The 26,517-nt window shown below is 41.3% G+C and carries 25 protein-coding genes; 8 read left to right on the top strand and 17 right to left on the bottom strand.

Going from position 1 to position 26,517, the window contains the following annotated elements:
• Positions 1-882, bottom strand: coding sequence for an ABC transporter ATP-binding protein (locus tag KSK55_RS15530; RefSeq protein ID WP_214421079.1), 882 nt, complete (start codon positions 880-882; stop codon positions 1-3).
• Positions 883-963: 81 nt separating this feature from the next.
• Here KSK55_RS15530 and KSK55_RS15535 point away from each other — a divergent pair, with 81 nt between their 5' ends.
• A complete protein-coding gene (locus tag KSK55_RS15535) occupies positions 964-2,778 on the top strand; it encodes an ABC transporter permease family protein (protein ID WP_218607582.1) in 1,815 nt (604 codons plus the stop codon).
• The gene (locus KSK55_RS15540; RefSeq protein ID WP_256664056.1) at positions 2,775-3,842 is read left to right on the top strand and encodes an ABC transporter permease subunit; all 1,068 of its coding nucleotides are present in this window, start codon (positions 2,775-2,777) and stop codon (positions 3,840-3,842) included. Before KSK55_RS15535 ends, KSK55_RS15540 begins: the two co-directional genes overlap by 4 nt.
• A gap of 8 nt (positions 3,843-3,850) precedes the next feature.
• Here KSK55_RS15540 and KSK55_RS15545 read toward each other — a convergent pair whose 3' ends face one another.
• Together KSK55_RS15545 and KSK55_RS15550 are read right to left on the bottom strand one after the other, a co-directional pair.
• Positions 3,851-4,435, bottom strand: a complete 585-nt coding sequence (locus KSK55_RS15545; protein WP_214421081.1) for a tetratricopeptide repeat protein — start codon at positions 4,433-4,435, stop codon at positions 3,851-3,853.
• Between the two features lie 40 nt (positions 4,436-4,475).
• Positions 4,476-5,672 (bottom strand): aminotransferase-like domain-containing protein, encoded by a 1,197-nt coding sequence (locus tag KSK55_RS15550; protein ID WP_218607583.1) that lies wholly within the window; start codon positions 5,670-5,672, stop codon positions 4,476-4,478.
• Positions 5,673-5,750: 78 nt separating this feature from the next.
• On the opposite strand from KSK55_RS15550, the gene KSK55_RS15555 reads away from it, so the two are divergent.
• Positions 5,751-6,470, top strand: a complete 720-nt coding sequence (locus KSK55_RS15555) for a S8 family serine peptidase (protein ID WP_218607584.1) — start codon at positions 5,751-5,753, stop codon at positions 6,468-6,470.
• Positions 6,471-6,475: 5 nt separating this feature from the next.
• Here the strand turns inward: KSK55_RS15555 and KSK55_RS15560 are convergent, their stop codons facing one another.
• The 6 genes from KSK55_RS15560 to KSK55_RS15585 all read right to left on the bottom strand — a co-directional run bounded on the left by KSK55_RS15560 (position 6,476) and on the right by KSK55_RS15585 (position 11,650).
• Positions 6,476-7,819, bottom strand: a complete 1,344-nt coding sequence (locus KSK55_RS15560) for a pyridoxal phosphate-dependent aminotransferase (RefSeq protein ID WP_218607585.1) — start codon at positions 7,817-7,819, stop codon at positions 6,476-6,478.
• 26 nt (positions 7,820-7,845) lie between these two features.
• Positions 7,846-8,145: a DUF4389 domain-containing protein gene (locus KSK55_RS15565; protein WP_214421085.1), complete on the bottom strand. Its 300-nt coding sequence runs from the start codon at positions 8,143-8,145 to the stop codon at positions 7,846-7,848.
• Positions 8,146-8,155: 10 nt separating this feature from the next.
• Positions 8,156-8,668: a hypothetical protein gene (locus tag KSK55_RS15570; RefSeq protein WP_214421086.1), complete on the bottom strand. Its 513-nt coding sequence runs from the start codon at positions 8,666-8,668 to the stop codon at positions 8,156-8,158.
• A gap of 9 nt (positions 8,669-8,677) precedes the next feature.
• A complete protein-coding gene (locus tag KSK55_RS15575; RefSeq protein WP_218607586.1) occupies positions 8,678-10,462 on the bottom strand; it encodes a S8 family serine peptidase in 1,785 nt (594 codons plus the stop codon).
• 119 nt (positions 10,463-10,581) lie between these two features.
• Positions 10,582-11,085 carry a GNAT family N-acetyltransferase gene (locus tag KSK55_RS15580; RefSeq protein WP_218607587.1) on the bottom strand — a complete coding sequence of 168 codons (504 nt, stop codon included), beginning with the start codon at positions 11,083-11,085 and terminating at the stop codon, positions 10,582-10,584.
• A gap of 52 nt (positions 11,086-11,137) precedes the next feature.
• Positions 11,138-11,650 carry a MarR family winged helix-turn-helix transcriptional regulator gene (locus tag KSK55_RS15585; protein ID WP_218607588.1) on the bottom strand — a complete coding sequence of 171 codons (513 nt, stop codon included), beginning with the start codon at positions 11,648-11,650 and terminating at the stop codon, positions 11,138-11,140.
• A 77-nt stretch (positions 11,651-11,727) separates the two neighbouring features.
• On the opposite strand from KSK55_RS15585, the gene KSK55_RS15590 reads away from it, so the two are divergent.
• Both KSK55_RS15590 and KSK55_RS15595 read left to right on the top strand, forming a co-directional pair.
• Positions 11,728-12,180 carry a GNAT family N-acetyltransferase gene (locus KSK55_RS15590; RefSeq protein WP_214421090.1) on the top strand — a complete coding sequence of 151 codons (453 nt, stop codon included), beginning with the start codon at positions 11,728-11,730 and terminating at the stop codon, positions 12,178-12,180.
• Positions 12,181-12,584: 404 nt separating this feature from the next.
• Positions 12,585-15,782 (top strand): tetratricopeptide repeat protein, encoded by a 3,198-nt coding sequence (locus KSK55_RS15595; RefSeq protein WP_218607589.1) that lies wholly within the window; start codon positions 12,585-12,587, stop codon positions 15,780-15,782.
• A 48-nt stretch (positions 15,783-15,830) separates the two neighbouring features.
• Here the strand turns inward: KSK55_RS15595 and KSK55_RS15600 are convergent, their stop codons facing one another.
• Both KSK55_RS15600 and KSK55_RS15605 read right to left on the bottom strand, forming a co-directional pair.
• Positions 15,831-16,226 (bottom strand): PaaI family thioesterase, encoded by a 396-nt coding sequence (locus tag KSK55_RS15600; protein ID WP_218607590.1) that lies wholly within the window; start codon positions 16,224-16,226, stop codon positions 15,831-15,833.
• A 20-nt stretch (positions 16,227-16,246) separates the two neighbouring features.
• A complete protein-coding gene (locus KSK55_RS15605) occupies positions 16,247-16,771 on the bottom strand; it encodes a protein-tyrosine phosphatase family protein (RefSeq protein WP_218607591.1) in 525 nt (174 codons plus the stop codon).
• 183 nt (positions 16,772-16,954) lie between these two features.
• Here KSK55_RS15605 and KSK55_RS15610 point away from each other — a divergent pair, with 183 nt between their 5' ends.
• Positions 16,955-18,736: a hypothetical protein gene (locus KSK55_RS15610; protein ID WP_218607592.1), complete on the top strand. Its 1,782-nt coding sequence runs from the start codon at positions 16,955-16,957 to the stop codon at positions 18,734-18,736.
• Positions 18,737-18,745: 9 nt separating this feature from the next.
• Here the strand turns inward: KSK55_RS15610 and KSK55_RS15615 are convergent, their stop codons facing one another.
• Complete coding sequence (locus tag KSK55_RS15615) at positions 18,746-19,270, bottom strand: zinc ribbon domain-containing protein (protein WP_218607593.1); 525 nt, start codon at positions 19,268-19,270, stop codon at positions 18,746-18,748.
• A 248-nt stretch (positions 19,271-19,518) separates the two neighbouring features.
• Here KSK55_RS15615 and KSK55_RS15620 point away from each other — a divergent pair, with 248 nt between their 5' ends.
• Together KSK55_RS15620 and KSK55_RS15625 are read left to right on the top strand one after the other, a co-directional pair.
• The gene (locus tag KSK55_RS15620) at positions 19,519-19,683 is read left to right on the top strand and encodes a rubredoxin (protein WP_218607595.1); all 165 of its coding nucleotides are present in this window, start codon (positions 19,519-19,521) and stop codon (positions 19,681-19,683) included.
• Between the two features lie 35 nt (positions 19,684-19,718).
• Positions 19,719-22,133, top strand: coding sequence for an ATP-binding protein (locus tag KSK55_RS15625; RefSeq protein ID WP_218607597.1), 2,415 nt, complete (start codon positions 19,719-19,721; stop codon positions 22,131-22,133).
• 19 nt (positions 22,134-22,152) lie between these two features.
• On the opposite strand, the gene KSK55_RS15630 is transcribed toward KSK55_RS15625, so the two are convergent.
• The 5 genes from KSK55_RS15630 to KSK55_RS15650 form a co-directional block, all read right to left on the bottom strand.
• On the bottom strand, positions 22,153-22,758 hold the full coding sequence (locus tag KSK55_RS15630; RefSeq protein ID WP_214421098.1) for an SOS response-associated peptidase: 606 nt from the start codon (positions 22,756-22,758) through the stop codon (positions 22,153-22,155).
• Positions 22,759-22,800: 42 nt separating this feature from the next.
• The gene (locus KSK55_RS15635; RefSeq protein ID WP_218607599.1) at positions 22,801-24,261 is read right to left on the bottom strand and encodes a response regulator; all 1,461 of its coding nucleotides are present in this window, start codon (positions 24,259-24,261) and stop codon (positions 22,801-22,803) included.
• 236 nt (positions 24,262-24,497) lie between these two features.
• Positions 24,498-24,857 carry a response regulator gene (locus tag KSK55_RS15640; protein WP_218607600.1) on the bottom strand — a complete coding sequence of 120 codons (360 nt, stop codon included), beginning with the start codon at positions 24,855-24,857 and terminating at the stop codon, positions 24,498-24,500.
• A 25-nt stretch (positions 24,858-24,882) separates the two neighbouring features.
• Positions 24,883-26,046 carry a response regulator gene (locus KSK55_RS15645; protein ID WP_218607602.1) on the bottom strand — a complete coding sequence of 388 codons (1,164 nt, stop codon included), beginning with the start codon at positions 26,044-26,046 and terminating at the stop codon, positions 24,883-24,885.
• 62 nt (positions 26,047-26,108) lie between these two features.
• Positions 26,109-26,516 (bottom strand): ribonuclease HI family protein, encoded by a 408-nt coding sequence (locus tag KSK55_RS15650; protein WP_218607603.1) that lies wholly within the window; start codon positions 26,514-26,516, stop codon positions 26,109-26,111.
• Position 26,517: the final 1 nt, after the last annotated feature.

The following is a 26,517-nucleotide window of genomic DNA, read 5'->3' on the forward strand; positions in this document are numbered from 1 at the left end:
TCATTTTCCAATTTTTACTAAAATCTCTTCTAATGAGGGATACTTAGATTCAATACGCTCAACGGTTCCACCTTTAGACGATATCGAACTCGTGATTTCGTTCAGTTCTTCTATTGAGTGAGCAACGGAAACCCAGAGATTGCCAGACTGCTCAGAATCTATGTCAGGTATTGATCCATCCGGCCATATGAACCAGATCTCATACCTGATGGATCCGAATTGTTCACGAAGCTCTGGCATCGTTCCAAATACAACAACCTTACCCCGTTTCAAGATCATCACATGATCACAAATTTCTTCTACCTGGGCCAGGTTATGGGCAGAAAGGATTATTGTTTTTCCAACCATTCTGAGTTGCTTTAAGTATTCAATGATAAACCGGGTCGTCATCGGGTCCAGACCTGATCCTGGTTCATCATATATCAGGATTGAAGGATCGTGAATAAGTGATCGCGCAATGGCTACTTTTCGTTTCATCCCCTTTGAAAGATTGCCAATACGCTTCCCATCGGGCTGCAATGATAACTGGGCCAACAAGAGATCAGCCCTGGCCTGTATGGTAACCCGATCAAGCCCGTAGATCTCTCCAAAAAACCGGAGGTAATCCGGAACCAGCATCGTTTCATAGAGTCTTGACTCCTCCGGAAGATACCCGATCTGTGATCTCACCAACATTGGATCCCTGATAAGATCCATGCCTCCGATGTCAAGTGATCCTGATGTTGGAAGGATAAGACCTGAAAGGATTTTGAGAAGCGTTGTCTTTCCAGCTCCGTTATGGCCGATAATCCCGAAAATTTCACCCTCCCTGCAGGTAAATGAAACGTCAGAGAGAGCCGCTACATCGCCATATATTTTCGTAAGGAACGATGCTTCAATCATACTGAGTAACCTCCTCTTGTTTTCTCTCCTTTAAAGAGTTACGGTAAGCATTGATATACCATCCCGGCGAACTATCACCCAATGGAGGCTCTCTCACAGCTTCTGACCATAGCAAGATGGGAAATTAAACGCTTTCAGGGTACGATGAGTAGGGATCTACTGCCAGTAGCGATTGTTCTCCTCGTCCTTCTTGTCGGTGTAAGTGGATTTACTGCCCAGCAGGGGATCCATCTACAGGATGGTATATACCGGATAGGCGTTGACAGCCAGATATACCTTGATATTATCGGAGGCGATCCCAGATATGTGGTCTATGCTCTTCCGTCAGATGTAGTAAATATCCGGTCGCTCGGTCTGGATCTTTCCATCAGGGCCGGATCACTCCTCCGGGCAAATGGGGATAAGGGGGCAGCCGCTCAAAAAAGTTTTGAGCGGGATTATCAGGCATATCAGGATTATGTGTATCGCCAACAGACTGATCTTTTCGCAGCATACCCTCTCTGGGTTGATAGTGAATATGTTGTCAGCGAACTTGATTTCCTTGCTACCCAGACCGGCCAGCAGCTGGCTGCACCCAGGCAGGCATCCGCCACTCCACCGGTTCCTGATGAGCCGGAAGTTGATTTCATTCCTCCATCCGGAATAGTGCCTGCTGATATGGAGATACTTCGATTACAGCTTGAAGAAGAGGCAGCACGAGGATCTGATCAGCTCGGGCGGTATACCGATATACTCTCTCAACAGGAAGCCCTTGGAGAACTCAGGGTTCCATCCATGCTTTCTCCTCCACTTCCCTTTGATACCATCATATTTATTTTTGTCTTCATTTTTCCATTGTACTTTACGTCCCAGTTTTTTATGATGAGCATCATGAACGAACGGACTCTCCGGCAGGGTGAAGCACTCATCGCATCCCCGGTAAAACCAATAATTCTCGTCTTTGGAAAGATGCTCCCCTATGCTATTGGAATGCTCCTTATTGTGTCAATTATTCTTTTTTCCGTGAAAGCCGACATTGCTGCGATATTGCCTCTGGTTCCGGTAATCCTATTTTTCTTATCATTTGCTCTCTTTATTGGGATGGTATCCAGAAGTTACAAAGAACTTTCGTTTATATCAATATTTTTTTCAACAATTGCAACTTCGTATCTTTTCTTTCCAAGTATTTTTGCAAATGTGCATATTGTAAGTCTTCTCTCTCCAGTTACTCTGGTTGTGCATGTAATTGATGGGACTGGCTATACTCTGACTGATTATGTCTATTCAACAGCCTTGTTTTACCTGACAAGTATCATCCTGTTTGGTATCTGTATCCGGAATTTTCACGAAGAACAACTCTTTACCGAGAAGAGCTTATTGGACACACTGGCACTTTATCTCGGCACTCTGGTTTCAAACAGATACTGGTACCTGTCGCTTATTTTGATATCCGTCATGACAATTCCTTTTGTGTTCATGGCACAGATGATGTATCTCGTGCTCTTTTTCAATCTACCAATGCCCTTTTCATTGATCCTGATAATGGTGCTTGCAGCACTCACCGAAGAGCTGGTAAAAGCAGCAGGATTTGTAGCATTGGTAACCCACAGTTATCCTCCCATGTCCTGGAAGATTGTGATCCTGGCCTCATTTTTGATTGGTTTTGGATTTTTACTTGGAGAAAAATTACTCCTTTTTGTTACGATATCACAGATTGCAGATTCAATTTTTGGTGCAGCGCTCTTTCTTACACTCGGCCTTTTGTGGATGCCATTTCTGCTTCATGCAGGAACTGTCTTCTGCACCGGTGCGGTGCTAAAAATATGGGGAAAAAATGCACTCCCGATTGGAATTGTTCTTGCAACAATTGTCCATAGTATATACAATCTCTATCTTCTCAGGGGGTGGGTCTGGTGAAGCAACGTCTTGTTACGACAATCGCTAAAAAAGAGATTCGGAGTATTACTTCAGAGAAGACGATCATTCTAGCAATACTCCTACAGCTCTTCATTGCCATGTTTTCTTCTTTTCTGATGGTAGGTCTTTCAGCTATGTACGATCCATCTGTCTATGGAAGGGTAACCGGAGTTCAATATGGCGTAGGATTCATTGGAAATGATACCATCCTGTTTGATCTCTTCTCTCGGGAACCATCATTTATTCCCTATCAGATGGATGCAGCTACAGCTCTCGGGGCTTTAAAAGAACGAAAACTGGCTGCAGTTTTGTGGACTTCTGAGTCCCCTCCTGAAGCAGAGGATCCTGTTACTGTTACCTTGTATACCATCAGTAATGATATTCAGTCAACAGTCATTGAGGTGAAGATAAAGGATATTCTGCTGGAATATGAGGAGATACTCCGTGATATAAGAAAAGACAGACTTGATTTTGAACCCATTCAGGTATCAGTTTCAAGACCGGTGGCTCAAAATTCATTTTATGAGTTTATATATGGGCTTCTGATACCCATGCTTCTATTTATGCCTGCAATTATCTCTGCAGGGCTTGTTATTGACCTTATTACAGAAGAGTATCAGCAACAGACACTTGATACCCTTCGGACCTCATCAGCTACCCTTGAAGATATTGTATGCGGAAAAATCCTGGCCTGCATTGCAATAATTCCGGTACAGGTGATCTTATGGCTGATTCTATTATCGATCAATGGCATACGGATTGCAGCTCTTGTCGAGATTTTACTGCATGTCGTTTTTGCATCAGCAGCCCTGATTTTGATTGCTGCAACCATAGCTGTCTTTTATCGTGACCGGACAAAGGCACAGTTTATCTTTTCAACAGCAGTGATTATTGTATTGCTACTTATTCTGGCATTTCCGTCTAATCCCATTAATCTTATAGTGCTTCTTGCTGTTGGTGTGGCACCACTTTATCACTGGGCAGTAATGGCAGCATCTATCGCTGGATGTCTGATTCTGATTGTACTAGTTCGAAATATGATCAGGAGAGTTGAATACTCCTAATCATTTCCTTATTCCAGAATTTCCCTTTTTGCGGATGCAAGTTTTGGTTCAAGACGCGCTGCTGTTGAAATAGCAAGATCAGCACGATCTGAAAGTCCACCGGCTTGCATGATAATTCCTGCATTAAACCAAATTTTTGGCATAGTTGGAAAAAGAGTCAGCGCTTTTTCAATTGCTTCAAGAGCTGCATCATAGTTACCTGTCTTGTAATAAAGGACAGACAGGTAGTGCCATCTGATCGAAAAATCATTATAATCTACCGGGATTTGATTAAAATCACTGATAGCTCCAGGTACATCGCCGGTTTTATATCTGATAAAGGCACGGCGGAATATATACTCCGGATTATCTGGAAACTGCCTGACAAGAACTTCAAAATCAGTGAGTGCTTCAGGATACCGTCCTGTGTCAAGGTGACACATCCCCCGGTAATATAAAATATCGAAATCTGTGATTCCACCGGCAATTGCATTGGTAAAGAAAACACATGCCTCTTTCAGGTCACCATCCCTGTATCTTTTAAGGCCTTCAATATATGCTTTCTTTGCCGGATCATCTACCCGGTTATCAGCCCGGCTTTCCATAGTGTACATGTTGCTGATTCCTCTATTTCAACTCATCAGAAGATTGGGGTTACAAACGATGAAAAACCCTGGCCAGACGTTCCATGCCGATCTGAATTTGTGTTTCAGATGATGCAGAGAAATTCAGTCGTATTGCGCTGTTTCCTCCATCATCGATATAAAACGGAATCCCGGGCATTACAGCAACGCCTTCTTTGATACCGTGTTCAAATACGTTCATTGAATGCATCGATCCTGGTAATGTGAGCATAAGGAACATGCCTCCACTAGGTATTGTGTGGTGAATTGAATCCGAAAGAAGATCCTCGATGAGGTCAATCATGAGCCTGCATCGTTCACCATATTTCGCAGCAATCATTCTTGTTCTCTGTTCGATGTCGTTTTTTTCCAGGTATTGTGTCATGACCATCTGGGAAAAGAGATTTGAATGAAGGTCTGCTGCCTGTTTTGCCCTGTTAAACGCACAAAGGACCTGAGGTGGAGCACGAATCCATCCTATCCGAAGTCCTGGAGCAATAATCTTTGAGAATGATCCACTCATCAACCCCTGGTCCGGAAGGTATTTCATCACTGGTTCTCGGGCTTTCCCATCAAAGAAGAGTTCTCCAAATGCATCATCTTCATAAAGCAGGCAGTCACTTTCTGACAGTATCTCTGCAACCTCTTTTCTTCTCTTATCTGACCAAGTCAGACCGGAAGGATTTTGTGAATTTGGGATTCCATAGAAAAAAACTGGATTATCAGATTGAATGCAATTTTTTAGTTCAGCGGGGTCCGGACCTTCTGTATCCGGATTAATTGATGAAAAAGATGGACGATAAAATGAAAAAGCCTCAATTGCACCAAGGTAGCCGGGACGTTCAATTAGGATTTTATCGTTTGGATTTGTGAGTATTTTAGCTGTAAGATCAAGTGCCTGCTGAGATCCGTTGAGGATCTGAATTTCGTCAGGGTTTACATGCAATCCAAGGCGTGAATAATATCTCCTGGATATAATCTCCCGTAATGGACGGTATCCATCGGTAGTTGTGTACTGGAGAGCGATAGAACCATAGTCATCAAATACTGATTCCATTGCTTTTTTGATTCCCTCAACATCAAAGAGTGATGCATCAGGAAGACCTCCGGCAAAGGATATGATATCAGGTACTGCAGATACCCTGAAGAGTTCATCAAGAAATGATGGGGGAAGCGTGTTCATGCAGGAAGCAAACCGGTATGTATGAGTCCCCTCCGGATGAGCCATATATGATTGTTGACTTCCTATCAGGAAATTGTTTTGATACGGCAAGCCTATTATCTCCCAAATTCAAATAAGCAGAGTATGCAAATTTCAATTGGCCTTTTGCTGGTATTAGGGGTTTGTGTTATTTTCGGGGTATTTGTCATTGCAGATAATGTTACCAAGGGTTCAGGGGGATCATTACCTGTTCAGGAGATACCTGATGGAGAAAATTCATCAATACAGGCTGATCTGTTAGTCCGGTTTAATCCGGAATTGTGGAATACATCTGCAATGAAAGTTGCAGCAAATGCTTCACATACATACATCGGATCTACTGTTGAGACAGATTACACCGATCTTGGACTTGCCGGTCTGCAGCTGGTAAAACTTCCTCCTGGTATGACTGTAAAAGAAGGAGTTTCATATTATCAGGCACTTCCGTATGTTCAATATGCTGAACCAAATGCTGTTTATTCAATCGAAAGCACATCAAATTCAACTGCAGCACAACCTGCATCTTTGTCAGCAGTGTCGGATAATTTAACATCGCATAATTCCCGTCTGCTTGTTCAGTTCAAGGTCCAGGCATTTCCAGATAGACAAAATCTGTCAGTATATGCAAACCAGACTCATGCATCCTTAAATGCAACTCTAGTCAAAGATTTCACTGCTGATGGATTGGCAGGCCTTCATCTAATTGAACTACCTTCGAAGATTGGAGTACAAGAGGGAATTGGATTTTATAAAAATCAGTCTTCTGTATTATTTGTAGAACCGGATTATCCGGTTAGTATCACTACTCCGAAAAAGAAAGTCTGATATTATCAGGGTGCTGAAAACCTGAATGATCCATCCCTGATATCAGTAACCCATTTTTTAAACATTCTGATACCTTCAATCATATCTGAACCATATTTCGTGAAAAATATCTCTTCTTCTGCATCTGACGCAGGTGACCGCTCTAAATATTCAAGGAGTGCTTCTTCTCCATCAAAATCAGTTGCAGCAATTCTGATGAAAAAATCTCCATATGGGGCCATCATCGCCTCTCCCGTAACTGTGGCAATGTGGTATGGGTGAGAGATTAAAGCAGGAGCTAAATCATTAGAATACATGATACCTGCGTTTTGAAGCAGGTTTGCCATTGGATTCATGTCAATCATGAAGTAAAACCCTGCTTTTGGAATGGTGACTCTGATACCATCAGTATCTGAACAAAGGCGGGCAAGTCTGGTTGTCATAATCCGAAGAATATTCCTCACAGCATCCAGGTATTGATCCATCTCATTTTCTGACCGATATGCTGCAATACCTGCCTCCTGGATTGGTACTGCAGAACTTGTGTAGATGGTTGCTGCAATTTTTGCAACATCTCTGATAATAGCAGGACTACTTCCTTCTGGCATGATACAACTCCCAAGTCTGAATCCTCCTGCTCCCATTCCTGCTGAAAGGCTATGGATAACAAAAGTTCCCTCTGGGTAGATCTCTCCCATACTCACGAAAGATTCTGGATCATAGGTGAGCAGGCCATATACTTCATCAGAAAGGATGAATGTATGGTATTTCCTACATACATCAGCAATTGCTGTCAGTTCTTCCCTGCTATACAATGCTCCAGTAGGATTTCCAGGATTGTTCAGTATTAACAGATGCTGAGTTTTTACCAGACCCTTGAGCATTGCTTCGAGGGTATTTGGGCGGACTTTAAAATTTCCTGCACCATGAGTATATAACCGATAATATGGAACATTCAGAATCCGGAGTTGAGGCAGGTATCCAAGCCATCCGGGAGACGGGATGATAACAGAACCAGTCAACAGGGTAAAAAGAGAAAATATGAGACCTTTTGCACCATGGCCGGTAATTACCCGGTATGGTTCAATATCAAGCCTGAAGTTTTTTTTATAAAATGAAGCAACTGCTTCCCGAAGCTCAGTGTTCCCGATTGGGTCAGCGTATGTTCCCTTTCCACTATGAAGCGAGAGAGCTTTTTGAAGCGGTGCGGGAACCGGAAAAGGCGATTGTCCAAGGCCGAACTTAAACATCTGGCCATTACATCCAATTTCTGCACACCGCTCCTTCTGCTCTTCGATTAATCGAAAATATCGAAGGTTTTCCGGAACCTGGATCCGGTCAACCTTGGCATCGATAATAATGCCGGCCATGAGGGAATTTCTTACAGTGACCGGATTTATAGTTTCTCTTCTTCGTAGATAATGACAGATGTTGGAAGAATTCCTGGTCTTTCATCAGTCATAAATGAGGTATAACTCAGTATGTGTACATAATATTCAAGATATCCCTGGATAAAATCTGAAAGACCCTGAGATCTCCTTCCGAGGATGAGGACGACAATAAACTGGATCAACATGCAGATACCTGCAACAAATCCATATACCATCAGGACTATTCCAATGATGAATGAATAAATAATCCTTATGAAAAGTTCTATCCTGCCTGCCTTTTCTTCATATGCGAATAATTGTTTCATATAATTCGTCTCACTGTGAAGCTGGTATCATAGGGTTTGGTCCTGCCCCTGATATAACGATGCTTGCTGTTTTGCTCACCGTTTCATACCTGCCATTCCGATCGTCATCAATGATAACTGGCTGAACACTCAGAGTTGCATATCCTGCAGTTAGGGCATGGATGGTCACCTTGGCAAGATTAGAAATGGAAAGGGCAGGTTCAACCTGATTTCCGAGATCTGCACCCTGAATGAGGACAGTAGTGCTATTTATATGTTCAACTTTATTCATCGACACCCATGATGGGAACGTTATCTCACCAAATGATGCAACGGATGGGTTATCAAGGGTGAGATATAAGGCATACCCTGATAATCCTGCATCACATCCCTCCATAATGAGGTCTATCTCCGGTTGTTCTCCTGGATTAGATTCGACAACCGAGGGGTTAAAAAAGAGGAGTGAGTATGCTGATACCGGTGCCATCAGCCCAGCAATCAGGATCAGTACGCCAAGCACTCTGATAGTATTTGTCTGTTTCATCTCCATCACCTACACCATCTGATATAATTTTACAACATCACCAAATCCGATAAATCCACTTCCATCAAAGTCAAACTGGCCTATTGGTTCTTCTTTCATAGCAAAAAGAATCTGATTGAATAGTAGTTTGGTATCATCATATTCAAGCCATCCATTTCCATTGATGTCTTCAAAGAGGCCATCATCATCCGGATCTGTTGGTGTTGGATAGTTACCTCCAGTTCCATCAGGGAAAGCCTTAACCGGTTGGTATGGTGGTTTTACATGGATGTAATTCTCTTTCTCTGCGACTGAGCTTAATCCCTCGTTAGAAACCGTCAGAGTAATAGAATATCTTCCTGGCTTCATATAGAGATGAACCGGATTCTGGGTGGTTGATTCATAACCATCACCAAATGACCAATGCCACTTTGTCGGCTCACCCGTAGAATGATCAGTAAACTGAACATTGAGTGGAATTGTTCCTGAAGCAGGATTTGCAGAAAAATCTGCCTGCAACGGAAGAACCTGGCTTAATGCATTATACGCGTTGAGTCTCCCCCCTGAAACACAACTCTGATTAAGCCAGTACTTCTTATCAACAGTACTCATGAGCAAATTTTTTATTTGGACCGGTTCATTGGCTGGCTTTTCACTTTTAATAAGAGCTGCCGTTCCTGCAACAAATGGAACTGCCATTGATGTTCCGTCTTCGAATCCATAACTCCCCGGGGTTGTACTATAGATACTCACTCCTGGTGCCATGAGATCAACAGTGGTTACTCCATAATTTGAGAACCATGCTTTTAGATTGGATTCGTCACTTGCTCCAACTGAGATGACATGCGGAGAATCATACCCGGATGGATAATGGGGGATTTTATCGGTATCATACCCATCATTTCCTGATGAACAGACAAATAATGCAGGAGTATTATCTATAACTTCCTTAAGAATTTCACTGTTGTAGTATGTACCCCATGAACATGAGATAATGTCTGCCCCCATTTCAGAGGCATATAATATTCCCTGTATTTCAAGAACGGTATTACTCGTGCCTGCAGCATCAAAGACCTTCACCGGAAGAATTTTTGAGTTCCAACTGACACCTGCAATACCAAGGTTGTTATTCGTTACAGCTCCCAATATTCCAGCACAATGAGTTCCATGACCATTATCATCCATGGGATCAGTGTCAGAATTTACAAAATCATATCCGCTTAAACAGTTCTCTGCCAGATCTTCGTGATTGTAATCTACACCAGAATCAATTACGGCAACGATAACATCAGAAGATCCGGTGGATACATTCCATGCTTCAGGTGCATGAATATCTGACCTGCCTGTGCTCACATTGGTAGTATTGTTGCTGTATAATCCCCACTGTAAAGAAAAACCTGGATCATTAGGGAAGTTCATTGGCACATCTGCGATATCCAGATTCTCTTCTGTTATACCTGAATCATCTGTCGGATTTGGCAGGTATGTTATATAGTTTGGTTCTGCGTAAGCAACATATTCATTGGACTTATAATACTCCACAGCCTCGGGAACAGACATGGAATCCGGAACTTTCACTACTTGAAGCCCCTTTACTCCAAGTATTTCCTCTGTAAGTTTTGTTTCTGCCCCGATTTGTGCATTCAATGAAGAAGCAACAGATACCACCGCTGTTCCTGAACCAATGTCATTATATTGAATAATAACTTCTCCCGGTTCATATGTTCCAGATACATCTGCAGCAGATACTGCACCCCATGATGATAACATGAGCATAAAAAGCATACATGCTCTAAAAACCCACGATACACTCACTCGTTCCATCCCTCATCCCTCAGTATTTCAGAAAAATTGGCAATTGCCTATAATCTATTTTTTATATATCGTTATTGTATAAATAATTAGCAGATGTATCCCTGAATTCGGCTTTTTTATTAATTAATAATTTTTTGCATCCAGATAGTATCAAATTCTTTACCATTCTTTACACCCACCCGTTCAAACTGTCCCCGGTGAATAAACCCGTGTTTTTCATGGAATTTTACACTTCCCGGATTGAGAGAAGAAATTTCGGCAAGTATTGATTTTATTCCTTTCTCCCGTGCTTTCTCAATCAGATAATCCAGCATCATGGATCCAATCCGTTTTCCTGTATATTCAGGGTTCAGGAAGTATGAGATAACTGCAGTATATCGAAATGCCGGCATGGGATTATGGGGCCGTAAAAATCCAAACCCGATCAATACTCCGTTCTTTTTTACCGATACTGAAGGGTAATGCTCAATAACCGGCATTATGGCATCGAAATATGACAAGGGAAGTGGTGTTTCAAGAAAGGCAGCATAGGTATGTTCAATATAATAATTGAACAAGGCGATGATTGGTTCTTTGTCTGATTCGATAATCGGACTTAGGAGCAGTTCTGTTGATAGTGTCATAGTCTCAAAATAGTTTAGTCACTAAACTATAAGAATTCATTCTGCTCTTAACTCATTTTTTCAAGTTCCAAAAAAAGAGAGATTCTGAATTCGAAGAATTTTCCCGGATATCAATACTTCTCTGTATAACTTTTTCATAACATTGGAGGATAGATATTGCTCCGTGAATCTGTTCTTCCGGCATATCTGATATCTCCCTAAAAAATTCTGTATACAGTCGGGTATGGAGATCGGTGTGCCATAAAAACGCCTTCCTTCCTTTGGGGGTAAGATCAAGATAAACGATCTTCCGGTTTTCACTGCTCCTTACTCTGCATATGTATCCCTTCTCCTCAAGCTTTTGGACCATCTGTGTGACGGCCCCTTTTGTGATGCCCAGTAAGGATGCAATTTCCGAAAGTTTTTCCTTAGGAAATCTCCCTGCAATGTCAATGAGATGAATTTCAGAAGCAGAAAGGACATCACCATACCCCAAATCTACCGGCTTTTTTTCAATAGCAACAGCCTGATGAATAATCCGAATGAGTGAATCGGTAAGCTCAGAAAAAGATTTTGGTGAAGTCATATTATATGTTTCCCAATCTCTTTGCAATTGGATCTTTATCAAATATAATCTGGTGGCGACAAATAGGATATGGATAAATGAATCTAACCATCCGACCAGCAGTGCGAACAGATTGTCCTCGTCTTCTGGAACTAATCAAGGAACTTGCAGAATATGAGCGTGCTCTTCATGAGGTTGAAGTAACTTCGAGCCATTTTGAAGAGTCAGGATTTGGAGATTGTCCAGTTTGGTGGGCACATGTTGCTGAAATATCTGGAATCATTGTAGGTTTTGCTCTATATTACATTCGTTACTCAACCTGGAAAGGTCAGAGATTATATCTAGAAGATATTATTGTAACCAGGGAATATCGAAGAAAAGGGATTGGAAAAAAACTATTTGAAGCAGTCCTGGACGATGCGCAGAAGAAAAATTTAAATGGAGTTCTCTGGCAGGTACTCGAATGGAATAAACCTGCCATTGAGTTTTATAACCAGTATGCGCCGACTTTTAACCAGGAATGGATAACCTGCACCATTGATAAAAAATGAATATATGTGGCAGGAACCAGGTTTTTTATATAATCATATCACTGGTAATGTTCGTTGTAATTTCATAGGTATCATCAAGGTCTTCAAAACTTCTATAGGAACAAATACCGGAAGTTTAGCCTAGTATTATAATAGATCTCTGGGGAACCTCTATTGGAATAGTATATTCCTGATGTCATCCACCTATTCTATAGTGCACTACATAGTACACGAGAAGTGGTGGATTTGAGAGCCAAAATCCGGACATGTGATGCACTTCGTTATAAATACAAACCGCCCATTTTATCCTGGTTGGTTTTGCATTTTATTATTCCTTCAATTCACACATACAACAATCCTGGAGGATAACCCTGGCTAAAGAAGCAGGAACGAACGAGAAAGTCAAGAAATGGCTATCTATGGGGATGGCATTCCTCAAAAAGGATCAACAAGACCGGGCGTATTACGCATTTAAAGAAGGACTTCGTATTGATCCGGAAAACTCAGAACTCTGGTTTCAGACTGGAATAGTCCTTGCAAAACAAGAGCGCCATCGTGACGCTATAAAGATGTACCGGAATGCTCTCAAATATGATCCGGACAATCTCAATGCACAACTCCGGCTTGGTATGTCAATGCACGAAGTCGGAATGTATAAAGAAGCCATCCCCGTTCTATCCCATCTCATTGAAAGAGAGAGTGAAAATGAGCAGGCATGGATGTACCGGGGAGCCTGCCATCTTGCTTTAGGAAAATTCCGTGAAGCACTCAGTGACTTTGAAACGGCCATTGATTGGGGATCTGAACAAACAGAAGTATGGGTCCTAAAGGGGTATTGTCATGTTCAAATTGGTGAATTTCAAGAGGCACTTGACGCTTATTCATTTGCCGTTGAAATAAACCCTGATGATCCTGTTGCATTTTTTGGCCTGGCAAATGCCCTTGTTCATCTTGATGAACGGGATCAGGCGATTGAGGAACTGCGAAAGGCAGTAAAAATTGATCCTGAATATGCTGATGCCTGGAGGATGCTTGCTGATTTGTTTGCTGATTCCGGAGAGATTGCCCAGGCTTCAAATGCATATGAACAGGTTTTAAAGCTTGAACCCTGGGATCTTGATACCCGATATTCCTATTCAATTTTAAAAGCTGAATTATCGGATGATAAAGCCGCAGTAACCGATATTTTAAATCAGATAATAAATGAAGGCCAGGAATCAGTTACCTTTTACAATAACCATGGCCTCACGCTCATGCACCTGAAAAAATATGAGAGTGCGTTACAGGCTTTCAACCGTGCATTACAACTTGGACCTGATAATCCATCAGTATGGCATAATCATGGTGCGGCTTTGTACAAACTTAAGTGGTTAAAGGATGCAATGAAATCATTTCAGCATTCTCTAAAATTAAATCCGAAAAATGTCAATGCATGGATAGGTATCGGGATGGTTGCAACTGCACAGTACGAATTCAGCCGGGCTGCTGCAGCGTATACTCATGCAACAGAGCTCTGTCCCCGGAAGGTAAATGTCTGGATAATGCTTGGCGATACGCAGACTGAAAGAAGTATGTTTCAGGATGCAGTGGCAGCATATGAAAAAGCCCTTGAACTAGAGCCTGATAACCCAACTGCCTGGAATCAGCGAGGACTTGCTCTTCGGCTTATGGATAGTCACCCTGCTGCCCTGGAGTCATTTGAACATGCAGGTGAGACGAAAAACGCTCGTCCAGAATCCTGGATTAATCATGCAATTACCAGTTTTGAATTGGGTGAATATGATCAATCGGTGAACTCCTTTGAACGAGCTTGTAAATTCGGACCGATTCCTGTCGACAGCTGGCTTATTTATCTGAATGCTCTGGCTTACGAGCATGAGAATATGAAGGTCATTAAGGGGGCAGAACGGTTTATAGAACTCTTTGGTCCGGATGCGGAAGTACTATTTCTACTGGGGGTAGCTCAATACGAACTTAAGCAGTATGAGGCTGCTTTGCATCATTTCAGAGAGACCATAAAACTAGATAAAGATCATAATGATTCATTGTTCTGGGCCGGATTGACTCTTCTTGAACTCTTTCAGTTTCCTGAGGCAATTACCTGTTTTGAACAGGTTGAAGACAATCATCCCGATGACTATCAGGCCTGGTATTATCATGGAAAAGCCTTGGTTTCACGTGGAGAACTTCAGAAAGCTGAGTTTATCCTGAAACATTCTATTCAGATATATGATCAGTCATATGAGGCCTGGTACTTGCTTGCCGATGTGCAGAGTTCAAGAAAGGCCTATTCTGATGCCTTACAGTCAATTGGAAAAGCTCTTGAGTTAGTTCCCTCTTCAAATAGTGCACTCATACTAAAAGCCACCATTCAGGTTGCACTTGGATCATTCCGGGGTGCCTGTCAGACGTATGCTCTTATCAGTGAACCGGATGCAAGTGATCCTGCTGTTCTGATTGGTTATGCCCGTGCATTATACCATACCGGTTCATTTCGGGAAGCATATGCCCGGGTTACACGTCTTTTAGTAAATGATGAGAAGAATCCTGACCTATGGCACCTTCGGGCAGAAATCGAACGGGCCCAGGGATTATTTGACGAAGCAGCCCATGCCCTTACCCAGGCATGTAAATACGCACCGAATAATAAGAAACTCCAATCTTTGCAAGGTATCGTGCTTTATGAAGCAGGAAAATATCCAGAGGCGATATCAGTTCTTGAGAAGGTTTTGGAGGTTGATTCTCAAAATGGGGAGTTATGGAAACGAAAGGGTGCTGCTCATGAAGCATTACTCCAGTATGAACTGGCATCAGCAGCGTACCTGAAAGCATCAGAATTTTTGCATGATGATCCGGATCTTATCCGAAGACTAGGTGTGTCACTCTATCGAAGTGGAAAATGTGATCTTTCAATTCAAAAATTGGATCAATACCTTGAGGTAGTTCCTGATGATCCTGATATCTGGGAGATGAAAGGAAGGGCACTATACAACATGGGAGAATACCTGTTGGCATCTAATGCCCTGTCTCAAGCGGCATTATACCACCCGGATGATACAAATTTGCTCTTCCGGTATACACAAAGTCTGGTAAAATCCGGAGAGTTACTCTCTGCTATTCCTACTCTTGACCAGATTCTTGAACGCGATCCGGATAATGCGGACGCCTGGAAGTTGAAAGCCGAAATTGAACAGGCTTTAGGAAGAAGTGATGAAGCTGCTCATGCAGTGGAAGAAGCATTACGACAGATTCCTGATGATCCTGGTCTCATGCTTGCCAGGGTTAAAACATTGTATGAATCAGACAATTATCCAGAATCTCTTGATATGGTCAGAAGGGTTATTGATAAAGCTCCTGATAATTCTGAAGCTTGGTCATTGTATGCTGAACTCCTCTGGATGACTGCTGATCACAATGCTGCCGCCGCTGCATATGAACGAATACTTGCTCATGACGATACTAATGCCAGAGCCTGGTTTTTAAAAGGAGATTCTCTTCAGAATGCTGGCAGGTTTGAAGAGGCTGCTATCGCCCATGAGCGGGCGTTTTCTCTGGGTGGAGATCCATCTGTCGGACTCATGCTCTCGAAAAAAATGAGATATTTACAACAAAGAAAAACATAGGCAAATTCTCTCCTAGCACTATGGTTACCAATAGATCAACTATGTTCTTTATCTGGTATCAGGCTGGATACGGTACGCCATTCCTTGGAATTGTGCAATTTTTCTTTCATCACCATCAAGAACGACCACTGAATACGTTCCAAGTGTTTTTGTTTTACTAAACTCAGAGGCTTTAGCAATGAGAATTCCCCCTGATACTGGCCTCATATATGAAATTGATGTATTAATTGCGACAGATGGTACATCATCAGTATTGCAGGCTATGGCAAATGCACAGTCAGCAAGCGTAAAGATTACACCTCCATGCACCGTTCCGTGCGCATTCAGATGTTTTGATGATATCCTAAGCGAAAGAGTTGCATGTCCTGCTCCTGATTCTTCATATACGATACCCAATTCACTGGCAAAACGATCAGATGTAAGAAACGATTCTCCAAAATTCATATAATTACTCCAGCGTGCATTCACTTTTTTTCTGGCTCATTGAGGTGATCGTTAGCCCAGTATATAATTTGTTTTTGAGCATAGGTTTGTGCACCGGCACCAGCATTACGAATGATATGCTCAGCATCAACTCTACAGACTCCTGCAGTCATTAAGAGAATAACTGCGAACAATCCGGTTCTGCCAATTCCCATTCTGCAGTGAACTAATAATGATTCACCCTTGATTAAAAGTTGGGAGTATTTTTTTGCAAGAACAAGGAATTTTTCCGGATGTTCGGGTACACCAAAATCTGATATTGGAAAACATTCTATGGATATCTCACGGTCTGGTTTGTGTATGTAGGTCAGGTATTGTGGTGAGACCTCTGCTATTTCATCCATGTCAGGCAGGCAGATAATATAATTAATATTCCTTTTTTTCAGTTCATGTTCAAATGTTGCGATATCTTCATATTTTCCTGGCATCGGATGAAGAAATAATGACCCGGGCAGGTACTCCGGGAGAGAGACTTTCCTGAATAATAACCTTGATAATTCAGGCATTGCGAGTATACTCCATATGAATATATGCCGCTTTCAATAAATGTAGCCTTTGCTTATGGTATTTTTATGTCTATTTTTAGATATTTTCTCTGAAAAAGTATTCTCGGTCCAAATCGCTTAAATATTCTGCCGACTACCATTCTTACAGCCAATGTGGTTAACGTCAGAGGAGATGGGAAGTAGATGAAGATATGGGGTATATCAAGATCACATAAGCATATTTTCCTGGTAATTTTGTTAATTTGCATAATATTTCCCGTATGTTCTGGTGCAGGAACATCGATACAACCAGTTCAGAACCAGATAGTGATTTTTTCCGGCCAAATCCCCTATGGGGATGGGAATGTCTCGATCAGATCAGACTCAGGTGTCTTATATCCAGTTCCAGCTATGAGTCCACTTGGGATCATTCAGGCTCTTGCAGGAACTGGTATGATTGCAGAATATCATATTGGAGACGAATTGCTTGATAAAAGGGGGATATTTACTCTTGATGGGATTAATTCATTCAGTGTTTCTGATCAGGATGCCTGGTATGTTTTGGTAAATGGTATTCAGTTAAGAGAGTATTTACTCCCAAAGCGTGAAGGACTGAACACCTGCTTATTAAAAGATGGTGATGATGTCCTGTTCGCATATGGAGACCCAACATTGCCATCCAGCTCTGCAAAGGCTTTCATTTGGGTGCAGGTGGGGAGTAAAACCGGTGTCATGCAATTATTATCACCATCCGCAGTAATGGGTCAGTATGTTATTTCTCAAGTTCCGGTTTCTGTTCCGGCAATGACTGCAGTTCCGACTCCGGCACCAACGGTTGCTCCTACCGTAGAAGTGACTGCAGTTCCGACTCCGGTTCCAACCGTTGTTCCTACCGTAGAAGTGGCTGCAGTTCTGACTCCGGCACCAACTGTCGCTCCTACCGCAGAAGTGACTGCAGTTCCGACTCCGGCACCAACGGTTGCTCCTACCGCAGAAGTGACTGTAGTTCCGACTCCGGCACCAACTGTCGCTCCTACCGCAGAAGTGACTGCAGTTCCAACTCCAGCACCAACGGTCGCTCCCACTGTAGTAGTGACTGCAGTTCCAACTCCAGCACCAACGGTCGCTCCCACTGTAGTAGTGACTGCAGTTTCAACTCCAGCACCAACGGTCGCTCCCACTGTAGTAGTGACTGCAGTTCCAACTCCAGCACCAACGGTCGCTCCCACTGTAGAAGTAACTGCAGTTCCAACTCCAGCACCAACGGTCGCTCCCACTGTAGAAGTAACTGCAGTTCCGACTCTGGCACCAACGATTGCTCCCACTGTAGAAATAACTGCAGTTCCGACTCTGGCACCAACGATTGCTCCCACTGTAGAAATAACTGCAGTTCCGACTCTGGCACCAACGGTTGCTCCCACTGTAGAAGTAACTGCAGTTCCGACTCCGGTTCCGAATGGAACCCCCACAGCCAATCTCACGGTATCCAATACTACAAATAGTGAACCAATAAACACGTTAATCGAACCAAATGTGACCGGAGAGAACACAACAACTCCACAACCCACGAAATCCTCTCAAAAGCCTGACCGAATGCTTTACTCTGGTGTATATGCACTCCCAGAGGGTACCGTGAATATCACGGTTAATTCTGGAATGGACTATGAAATCCCGGTTAATACACCCATCGGTCTTCTCCATCTTCTTTTAAAAGAAGGCCTCATTAAAAACATAAGTATTGATGATCGCGGGATGCATAAAGGCGGAATATTAATTCTTGATGGAATTAATGAATATTTTGGGACTGCGACAAAAATCTGGTTTGTAAAAGTAAATGGAAATCTTTTGGAAGACTACTTAGTTCCAAAAACGGATGGTTTGAATATATATACTCTTGTGGCGGGTGACACCGTTTCTTATTACTATGGAGATCCAGCTGAATCCCTGGTAGATGCAGAAGCAATGCTCGTTGTCACATTGGGATAGAAATAAAAATCATTTTTTCCATCTTGATAGGCCAGAAGTAAATACTCTAACCATCTCTTCTGCTTTATCAGATGGAACCTCTAATTGGTTTGCCAGGATTGGAGCATATTTTTTTATCATTGTATCATGAGTAAGGTCTGGCTCGGTAAACTCTCCATTCTGATAACAATAAGTGCAATATAATGAGCTCAAAGTGCCATCATGTTCTGTACCAGCATCAGTATCAGAAAATATTGCCATGCCACAGCTTTGGCAAGAAGGTGCAATACGCCCACTCCACCGATACAAAGTTTTTATCTGATCAATCACGAATGTTCTGGCTTTTTCAATGGGCATGCCATACATTTGTGACATGATCTGAGCACCATGTTCTGCTATTCCCTCAAAAGATGCATTTTTATCGGTAAATGATCCCTGTTGATAACAATAAGAACAATATATCGAAGATGTACTTCCATTTTCTTCAGTTCCGAAATCTTCACCTTTCAAAAGGGGCATGCCGCAACTTTGACAAACATTTGATTTTTCTGACATGATTACTCTCCAGAACAGGGCTGTTTTCATATATATATGAAAAAACATTACCCATATGGTAAATTCAGGACCTTTTACTCCTGATCCATAACGTATATTAGTTAGGTATTTAAATGTATCACGTGCAGGGTGAAAGTAATCCCATTACCTATCATATTGATAACCACTAAATAAAAAAGAAATTAGTTTTATCTGGCTTGATAATATCAGATCACGATCCTTTTATCTATTCAGGCAGAAATTCATTTATGGCTTCATGGGTTTGTACGAAATGTGGATATTTGTATGATGATCGGTTTGGTGATCCTGAGCATGGAGTTCCAGCTGGGACCCCTTTTGAAAAGATTCCAGACTCCTGGGTCTGCCCCCGTTGTAAAGCATCAAAGGCATTCTTTGCTAAAAGAAAAGAATGATCTCATCTTTTTAAAGTATTTTTTTAGGAACCACAATGAAACCAGGGACTGATTCAGGTCTACATATTTCTCTGCCGGTCCTGGTAATGGTGGTCCTTACAACGATATTCATTCTTGTAACCGGGATAATATCTGTTTTGATTCTTGATCAGACATATCAGCATTTGATGCATGAATGGGATAATGATGTCCGCCACAATGAACAATATCTTGAAAATTCTCTAAAACTTATAAACCTGGGACTTTTATTATTTGACCATACCTTTGATGCTTCGATGAAGGAACAGTTTGGATATTTTATTGAAGCATATAACCAGTCTGGTAATGATCCATCACTGATGAACCTGACCCATTTAAAATTGCAATTAAACCCATCATTACGAAATATTGCGGACTTTTATATTATTAACAGTTCTGGTATTGTCATTGATACCACCTATCCGGGTGATCTGGGACTTGATTTTAAAATCTGGCCTGCCGTGTATGAAGACATCTCTAATATTCGGAACGGATCAGTATTTGAAGCAGATCGTGCAGTTTATGGATTCAGCTCTGCAAAAAATTCGCGAAAATTTGCGTATCAGCCTACTCCAGATCATCAGTACCTCTTTGAAATTTCCTATCTCATAGGGGATTATGACGCTGCTAGAAAGAATTTCTCATATGCTCAGGTGATGAGAACTTTTGTCAATGATACACCACATATCCGCTCATTGACATTATATGATTCAATGAACAGGATCCTCTGGAGTAGTGACGGGAAGAGAACTCTACCCAATTCAGAAGTTATCAATTTTGTTAAGGGATCTTTCGAAAGAGGTAACCGGACATGGATATCAGATCCTGTAAATAATTCAGAGGTTTATTACAAGTTTATTGAAATTTCTGATGAAAGCACCGTTTCTGGAAATATGCTTGACCTTGTTGCAAGAATTGAATATGACACATCAGTGAGAGAAGCTCACCTGAACTCACTAAAATTATATCATGTTCTGGTTTCTTTTATTGCAATATTGCTCGGAATTTTCATTGCATATTTTCTGGCAAATCACATTACACGCCCGATGAGAAAAATAATTGATGACATTAACCGAATAGCCCATGGAGATTTATGTCATCGTGTCTCATATTCTGGAAGCGCTGAGTTTACTCAGTTAGAGGCCAGTCTGAATCTATTAATTACTCATCTTAACGATCTCATCACAAATCTTCAGGAGAAAGAGCAATATCTCAGGGAGAGCAAGGAAGGATACCAGACCCTGGTAGAACGATTAAATGAAGGAATATGGATCGTTGATAAAAACGAGATCACAACTTTTGTCAATTCCCGTATGGCTGAGATACTAGAGACGACTCCAGATGAAATCATTGGTAAACATGCCCGGGACATCATTCATCCCTCAAACTATGATTTATTTGATACAAAAATGAGTAATCGTCATCATGGCATATCGGAACGATATGAAATTTCTCTGCTTACAAGTAAAAATAATCTCATCTTTACAGAAATCTCTGCATCCCCTTCTTTATCAGATGATGGGAAATATATCGGATCATTTGGAATTGTAACTGATATTTCTGAACGGAAAGAGAATGAACAGAAGATCAGAAGTTATACTTTGGAACTAGAAAAGAGAACTCATGAGTTAGAGGTTGTCAGGGATGAATTATTTCGGATAAATAAAAATCTTGATAGTATCGTTCATGAACGGACAAAAGAGGTATTTCGGTTATTAGAACAGAAAAACGATTTTATCATGCAACTCGGCCATGATCTAAGAACGCCTCTCACTCCAATTCTAGGATTATTGCCTCGTCTCTATGAGATATCTGGCGAAGAACATGATATGATTTTACAGATCATTGAAAGAAACGCGAGGCATATTCAGAACATTGGCTCAAAATCATTGAAACTTGCAAAATTGAATTCTTTGGATTATATCCCGGAAAATGAAAATGTAAACATTGCAGATACTACCAGAACAGTCCTTGATATCAACCGCATATCAATTCGAAATGCCGGGATTACAGTGACTGTTCACATCCCTGATAATTGCATAATCAGGGGGGATCAGATTCTTATCCAGGAACTCATTGACAATCTTATTTCAAATGCCATAAAATTTTCAAAACCATCTTGTGGAACTATCCTAATAAAAGCTGATATTTCTCATAATATTATGACACTTACTGTTAGTGATACAGGAATTGGTCTGTTACCTGGTGAAGAGCAGAGTATTTTTGAAGAATTTTATAAATCAGACAGATCTCGCCATGATAAAACATCCACTGGACTTGGACTGGCGATATGTAAAAAAATAGTCCAAAAACATAATGGGACGATCACGGTCTCAAGTAAAGGACCTGATTGTGGTACTACATTTACTCTCACTCTTCCGGTTCATTTGGAGAATGAAGATCCCAGGGTCATTCATAAAAACGATAATTAAATTTTTATCTTAGTAGGAATTAAAAAAGAGTAGTCTGGTTGGAGATGTGATTTGATATCGGACGAATAAGATCCGGACCATCTATTCCTGGAGTACTGATCTTTTCAGACACCCGATGTATCAAAAGATCGGATGGAGGGATTTTGCAAATTTTTTCTGGATCACATCCGGCAAGATAGTCATTTTCAGCTTCTTTCGGGATAATAAAGGGCATCCGGGGATGAATGATTTTCACTTTTCCTTCTGAAGCGGTTGTCAGAATTACTACCTCTTTCACATCTCCGGTATCTCTCATAAGGCCGGCAAATGTCAGGATAGGATAAGATGGCAGAAAGAAATAATATGGAATTTTCTGCCCAGATATATGGTGCCATTCATAATATCCGGATACAGGAATAAGGCATCTTCCAGTTTCATTGATTTTCCTGAAGAGTGGTTTTTCGAGAACGGTTTCTGATCTTGCATTGATAATTCGGGTTTTTAATCCGTTCATAAAACCGAATGTTCCCATTTCCGCTAAGGGGCTGTCATCTCCCTTCGAAATAAACAACATTGGTTCTGCAGGAGCCAAATTGTATCGTGGAATATATGTATCAGGAATTTGAACCCTATAACGTTCTGACAACTCTCCGGGTGATGCAGCTATACAAAACCTACCGCACATGTTCTATTTTTGGTCTGGAAGGAACCTGTTTTGGATGTCATAATGCCGTCGCAGGAATCCCAGCACTTTTTCAGACTCTACCCATCGTCTATCCAGTTGGGTGATCATCTGGTCAATTTCCCGGATTTGTTGCATGAGTGTGTCCCGTTCTTTTCCTTGTATAGAATCCATCATTGACAACCATCCGGTAATTACTGCAAGTGGATTTCTGATCCCATCATTCAGGATGGCAAATTCTCCAAGATTACGTTCAATTTGTGATAATAATGCTTCCTTTTCTTTCTCAAATGCAAGCTGAAATGTAATGTCACGGGAAATTGACAGAACTGATCTTACTCTCCCTTCCATGTCCAGTTCAGGGAACAAGCGCCAATTAAAAGTAACCAGACCTTTCACGGATTGAAATGATATATTCATCTCTACAGGATTTGCAGATATAATAACCTCATGGATCAGATTATCCCATTTTTTACCATCTTTTAAATAAGGGATGATGTCAGAATATCTTTTCCCAATCAGGTATTCTGGATCAAAAGGAATATATGGCAAAATTGCAGGATTGACGTATCTATGCCGACCTTCAAGGTCAAACCTCATTACAATATCTGTATTATTCTCAACCAAGGCCCTGAAATTTTCCCTGCTTTCAATTAATGCATATTCTGAACGTTTTTGAAGGGTGATATCCCGGACAGAGCCAATAAATCCGATTCTTTCCATATCTGCTGATAGTATCGGAGAAACTGTTATCCTGAAATATCTGTCATTATCATTTCCCTCTCCGAAAAAACTATGATACTCTTCAGTTATTGTTCTGGTATCTTCATCTGAATCACCAGAAATATAAGAGGCCTGTTCTCCGAGAAAAAGAACCCGTTCAATCAGTGATAAAGCTCCTGGTGATTTGAATCGGTTAATTACACTGTTTCTTTTTTGGAACAGGATGTCTTTTGATGGTATCCCGGTGAGTTCCTCCATTACCCTGTTCCATGCGATGATTTTTTGTGTTGAATCAACTGAAAGAGTAGCATCTGGGAGAAAATCAATGATTTCTTCAAGAAAATTTCTGGACTTTGCAAGAGCTTTTTCTGATCGCCTTCTCGTCACTGCCTGGACAATCAGCTGCTTCATCTCGGTAAATAATACATAAGGATCTTCTCCTTTTTGCAAATAAAAGTCAGCACCAGCGTTTAGTGCTTCAATCACTACCTCATGCCTGCTTTTTCCGGTACAAACGAGAAAAGGAGTCATGTCATTATTATTTCGAACTCTCCTGAGCAGTTCCAGCCCATCAAGGCCTGGCATTTCATAATCTGCAATTATTGCATCAAAGGAATGAGATTCGATTAGTTGGATAGCTGTTTCGCCATCGGTAACCGGAGTAATGATGCATCCTCCGAGCCGTTCTTCAAGGTAGATGCGTGCAATTTCACACATGCTTGGCTCGTCGTCAACAAAAAGCACGGATATCGGGGGGGAATTTTCTATATCCAGAATACCACATCTCCAATAAGGGCAGTACAGCGATTGTAATTCGAAATAATAGTTACATGTAAACCTTCTAATGAATGGGGAATATTTACATCAACTATAAATTACTTATGGTGTTCTGACTTAGTGTATGCCATGAAAGCATGTATCTAAATCATGAGCAGTGCACTATAGTAGATTCATCATGGTAATATAATTACGTATAGGTCTCACAGAAGAACCTTTTCGATCTCCTGAAGAATACCCTGTTTCTGAAATGGTTTCATGATATAACTTACGGCACCACATTTAAATGCCAGTTTTGCCATTTCAATAGATTGAATAGCAGTAACCATCAAAACCTTAGCTTCCGGATTTATCCCCAGAATTGTTTTTAACGCCATCATTCCATCCATCTTTGGCATGATAATATCCATAAGTACCAGATCTGGTTTCGTTGTAAGATACATTTCGACAGCCTGTTGGCCATCCTCCGCTTCTCCTACTATTTCAAAACCATCTTCGGTAAGAATATTCACAAGAATAGTCCTCATAAACCTGGTATCATCAACCACTAAAATGCGGACCATTCAAAACCTCCTATCTGGAAACAGACTATTCACCTCTATCTTTTTCCAGAGCAACAATCTCATGAATCATCCCATCTGGGATTTCCATGGTGATTCCAAGTACACCAATAATATCATCATTCTGGCTGATTGGAAGTGTCCATGACAGGAACGCTGACCCCTTAACGCCTGGTTCTTCCGGCAATAAAGATAGGGATTTCTTACCTGTCAATGCGGTTTTGCATCGGTTTTTCCAATCCTCCTTTACTCCTTCATCGGTTGGAATATCATCAATACACTTTCCTATCAGATTTCCCCACCGCTCAATATGGGCTGAGTTTTGCTGGGTAAAGAGATTGTCCGTGTTTATTGCCCATATTCGTGCAGGAAATGTGTTCACAAGAGTAGAGAGAAATGCCTCACGATCTGATAGAATATTACGCAGTATTACCTGCTCTGTAAGATCTATACCAACACCAACAAGGCCAGAGATCACACCTTTCGAATCTTTCACCGGTTGACGACGGAAAAAAATACTTCTTGTATCACCAGATGCGGTTTTGATTTCTTCAAGGTTTTCAAGGTGAGGAATGCCATGTTTAAAAATCAGATCTTCATACCTGCTAAACGATTCTGCAAGGCTTTGGTTGAATAGGTCATAATCTGATCTTCCAGTGATCTCTGCGGCCTTTTTCCCGGAAATTTCTTCAAATAACTGATTAACATGCAAAAATTTTCTTTCTGCATCTTTCATATAGACAATGCCCGGTACAGTAGCAAGCATTGTCGTCAGGATCTGGTTACTTAAAGTAATTTCGTCGGTCTTTTGTTTCAAACTAATGTGGGTTTTAATCCGTGCGAGCATCTCTCTCGTATCAAACGGCTTTGTCAGATAATCTCCTGCACCAAGCCGGAATGCAAGTTCCTTATCCTGAACAAGACCAAGGGCAGTAACCATAATGATTGGAATATGGTTATATTGAGGATCAGCTTTGAGCATTCGTAACAGATCAAATCCTGACTGACCTGGCATAATGACATCAAGGAGGATGAGATCCATGTCCGGAGTATCATGCAGAACATTCAATGCTTTGTCAACATCTTCTGCGTCATGGACTGTATATCCCTCCATTGAGAGCCGGTTTGTTAAATAATCCCGGATTCCGGGATCATCATCAACCACCAGGAGCCTGGTATCCGATGCCACCATGTATCATAACTCTTCGTGAAAGATTATAATTCAGAAGGGTTTAGTTTTATAATTTATTGGAATTATATACAGTGACGGTCAAGCTCTTCATTGCATAATAGGTCACAAAGTGCAACGTCCGGATTCGTCCTTGGAACATGTTCCCATGATACGTGTTGGTATTGAGCGGACAGTTTTTTCACCTCATTATAAAGATTTTGTAGATGAGGTTTATGAATTTTGTATAAACCGGTTATTTGCCTTATTGCAAGCTGACTATCCGAGTAAATTGTCAGGTACGGATCTGAATACAAGTGTGCTTTGGTAAGGGCTCTGATTATGGCTGTATACTCCGCAACATTGTTTGTCGTCTCTCCTAAAAATTCAACATATGATTCAATCAAAGTTCCATTTTCATCTTTGATTATATACGAACAGGCAGCAGCTCCTGGATTTCCCCGTGATGCACCATCTGTAGAGATCTTCAACATT

The organism is Methanospirillum hungatei, from assembly GCF_019263745.1.
In the GTDB taxonomy this organism is placed as follows: domain Archaea; phylum Halobacteriota; class Methanomicrobia; order Methanomicrobiales; family Methanospirillaceae; genus Methanospirillum; species Methanospirillum purgamenti.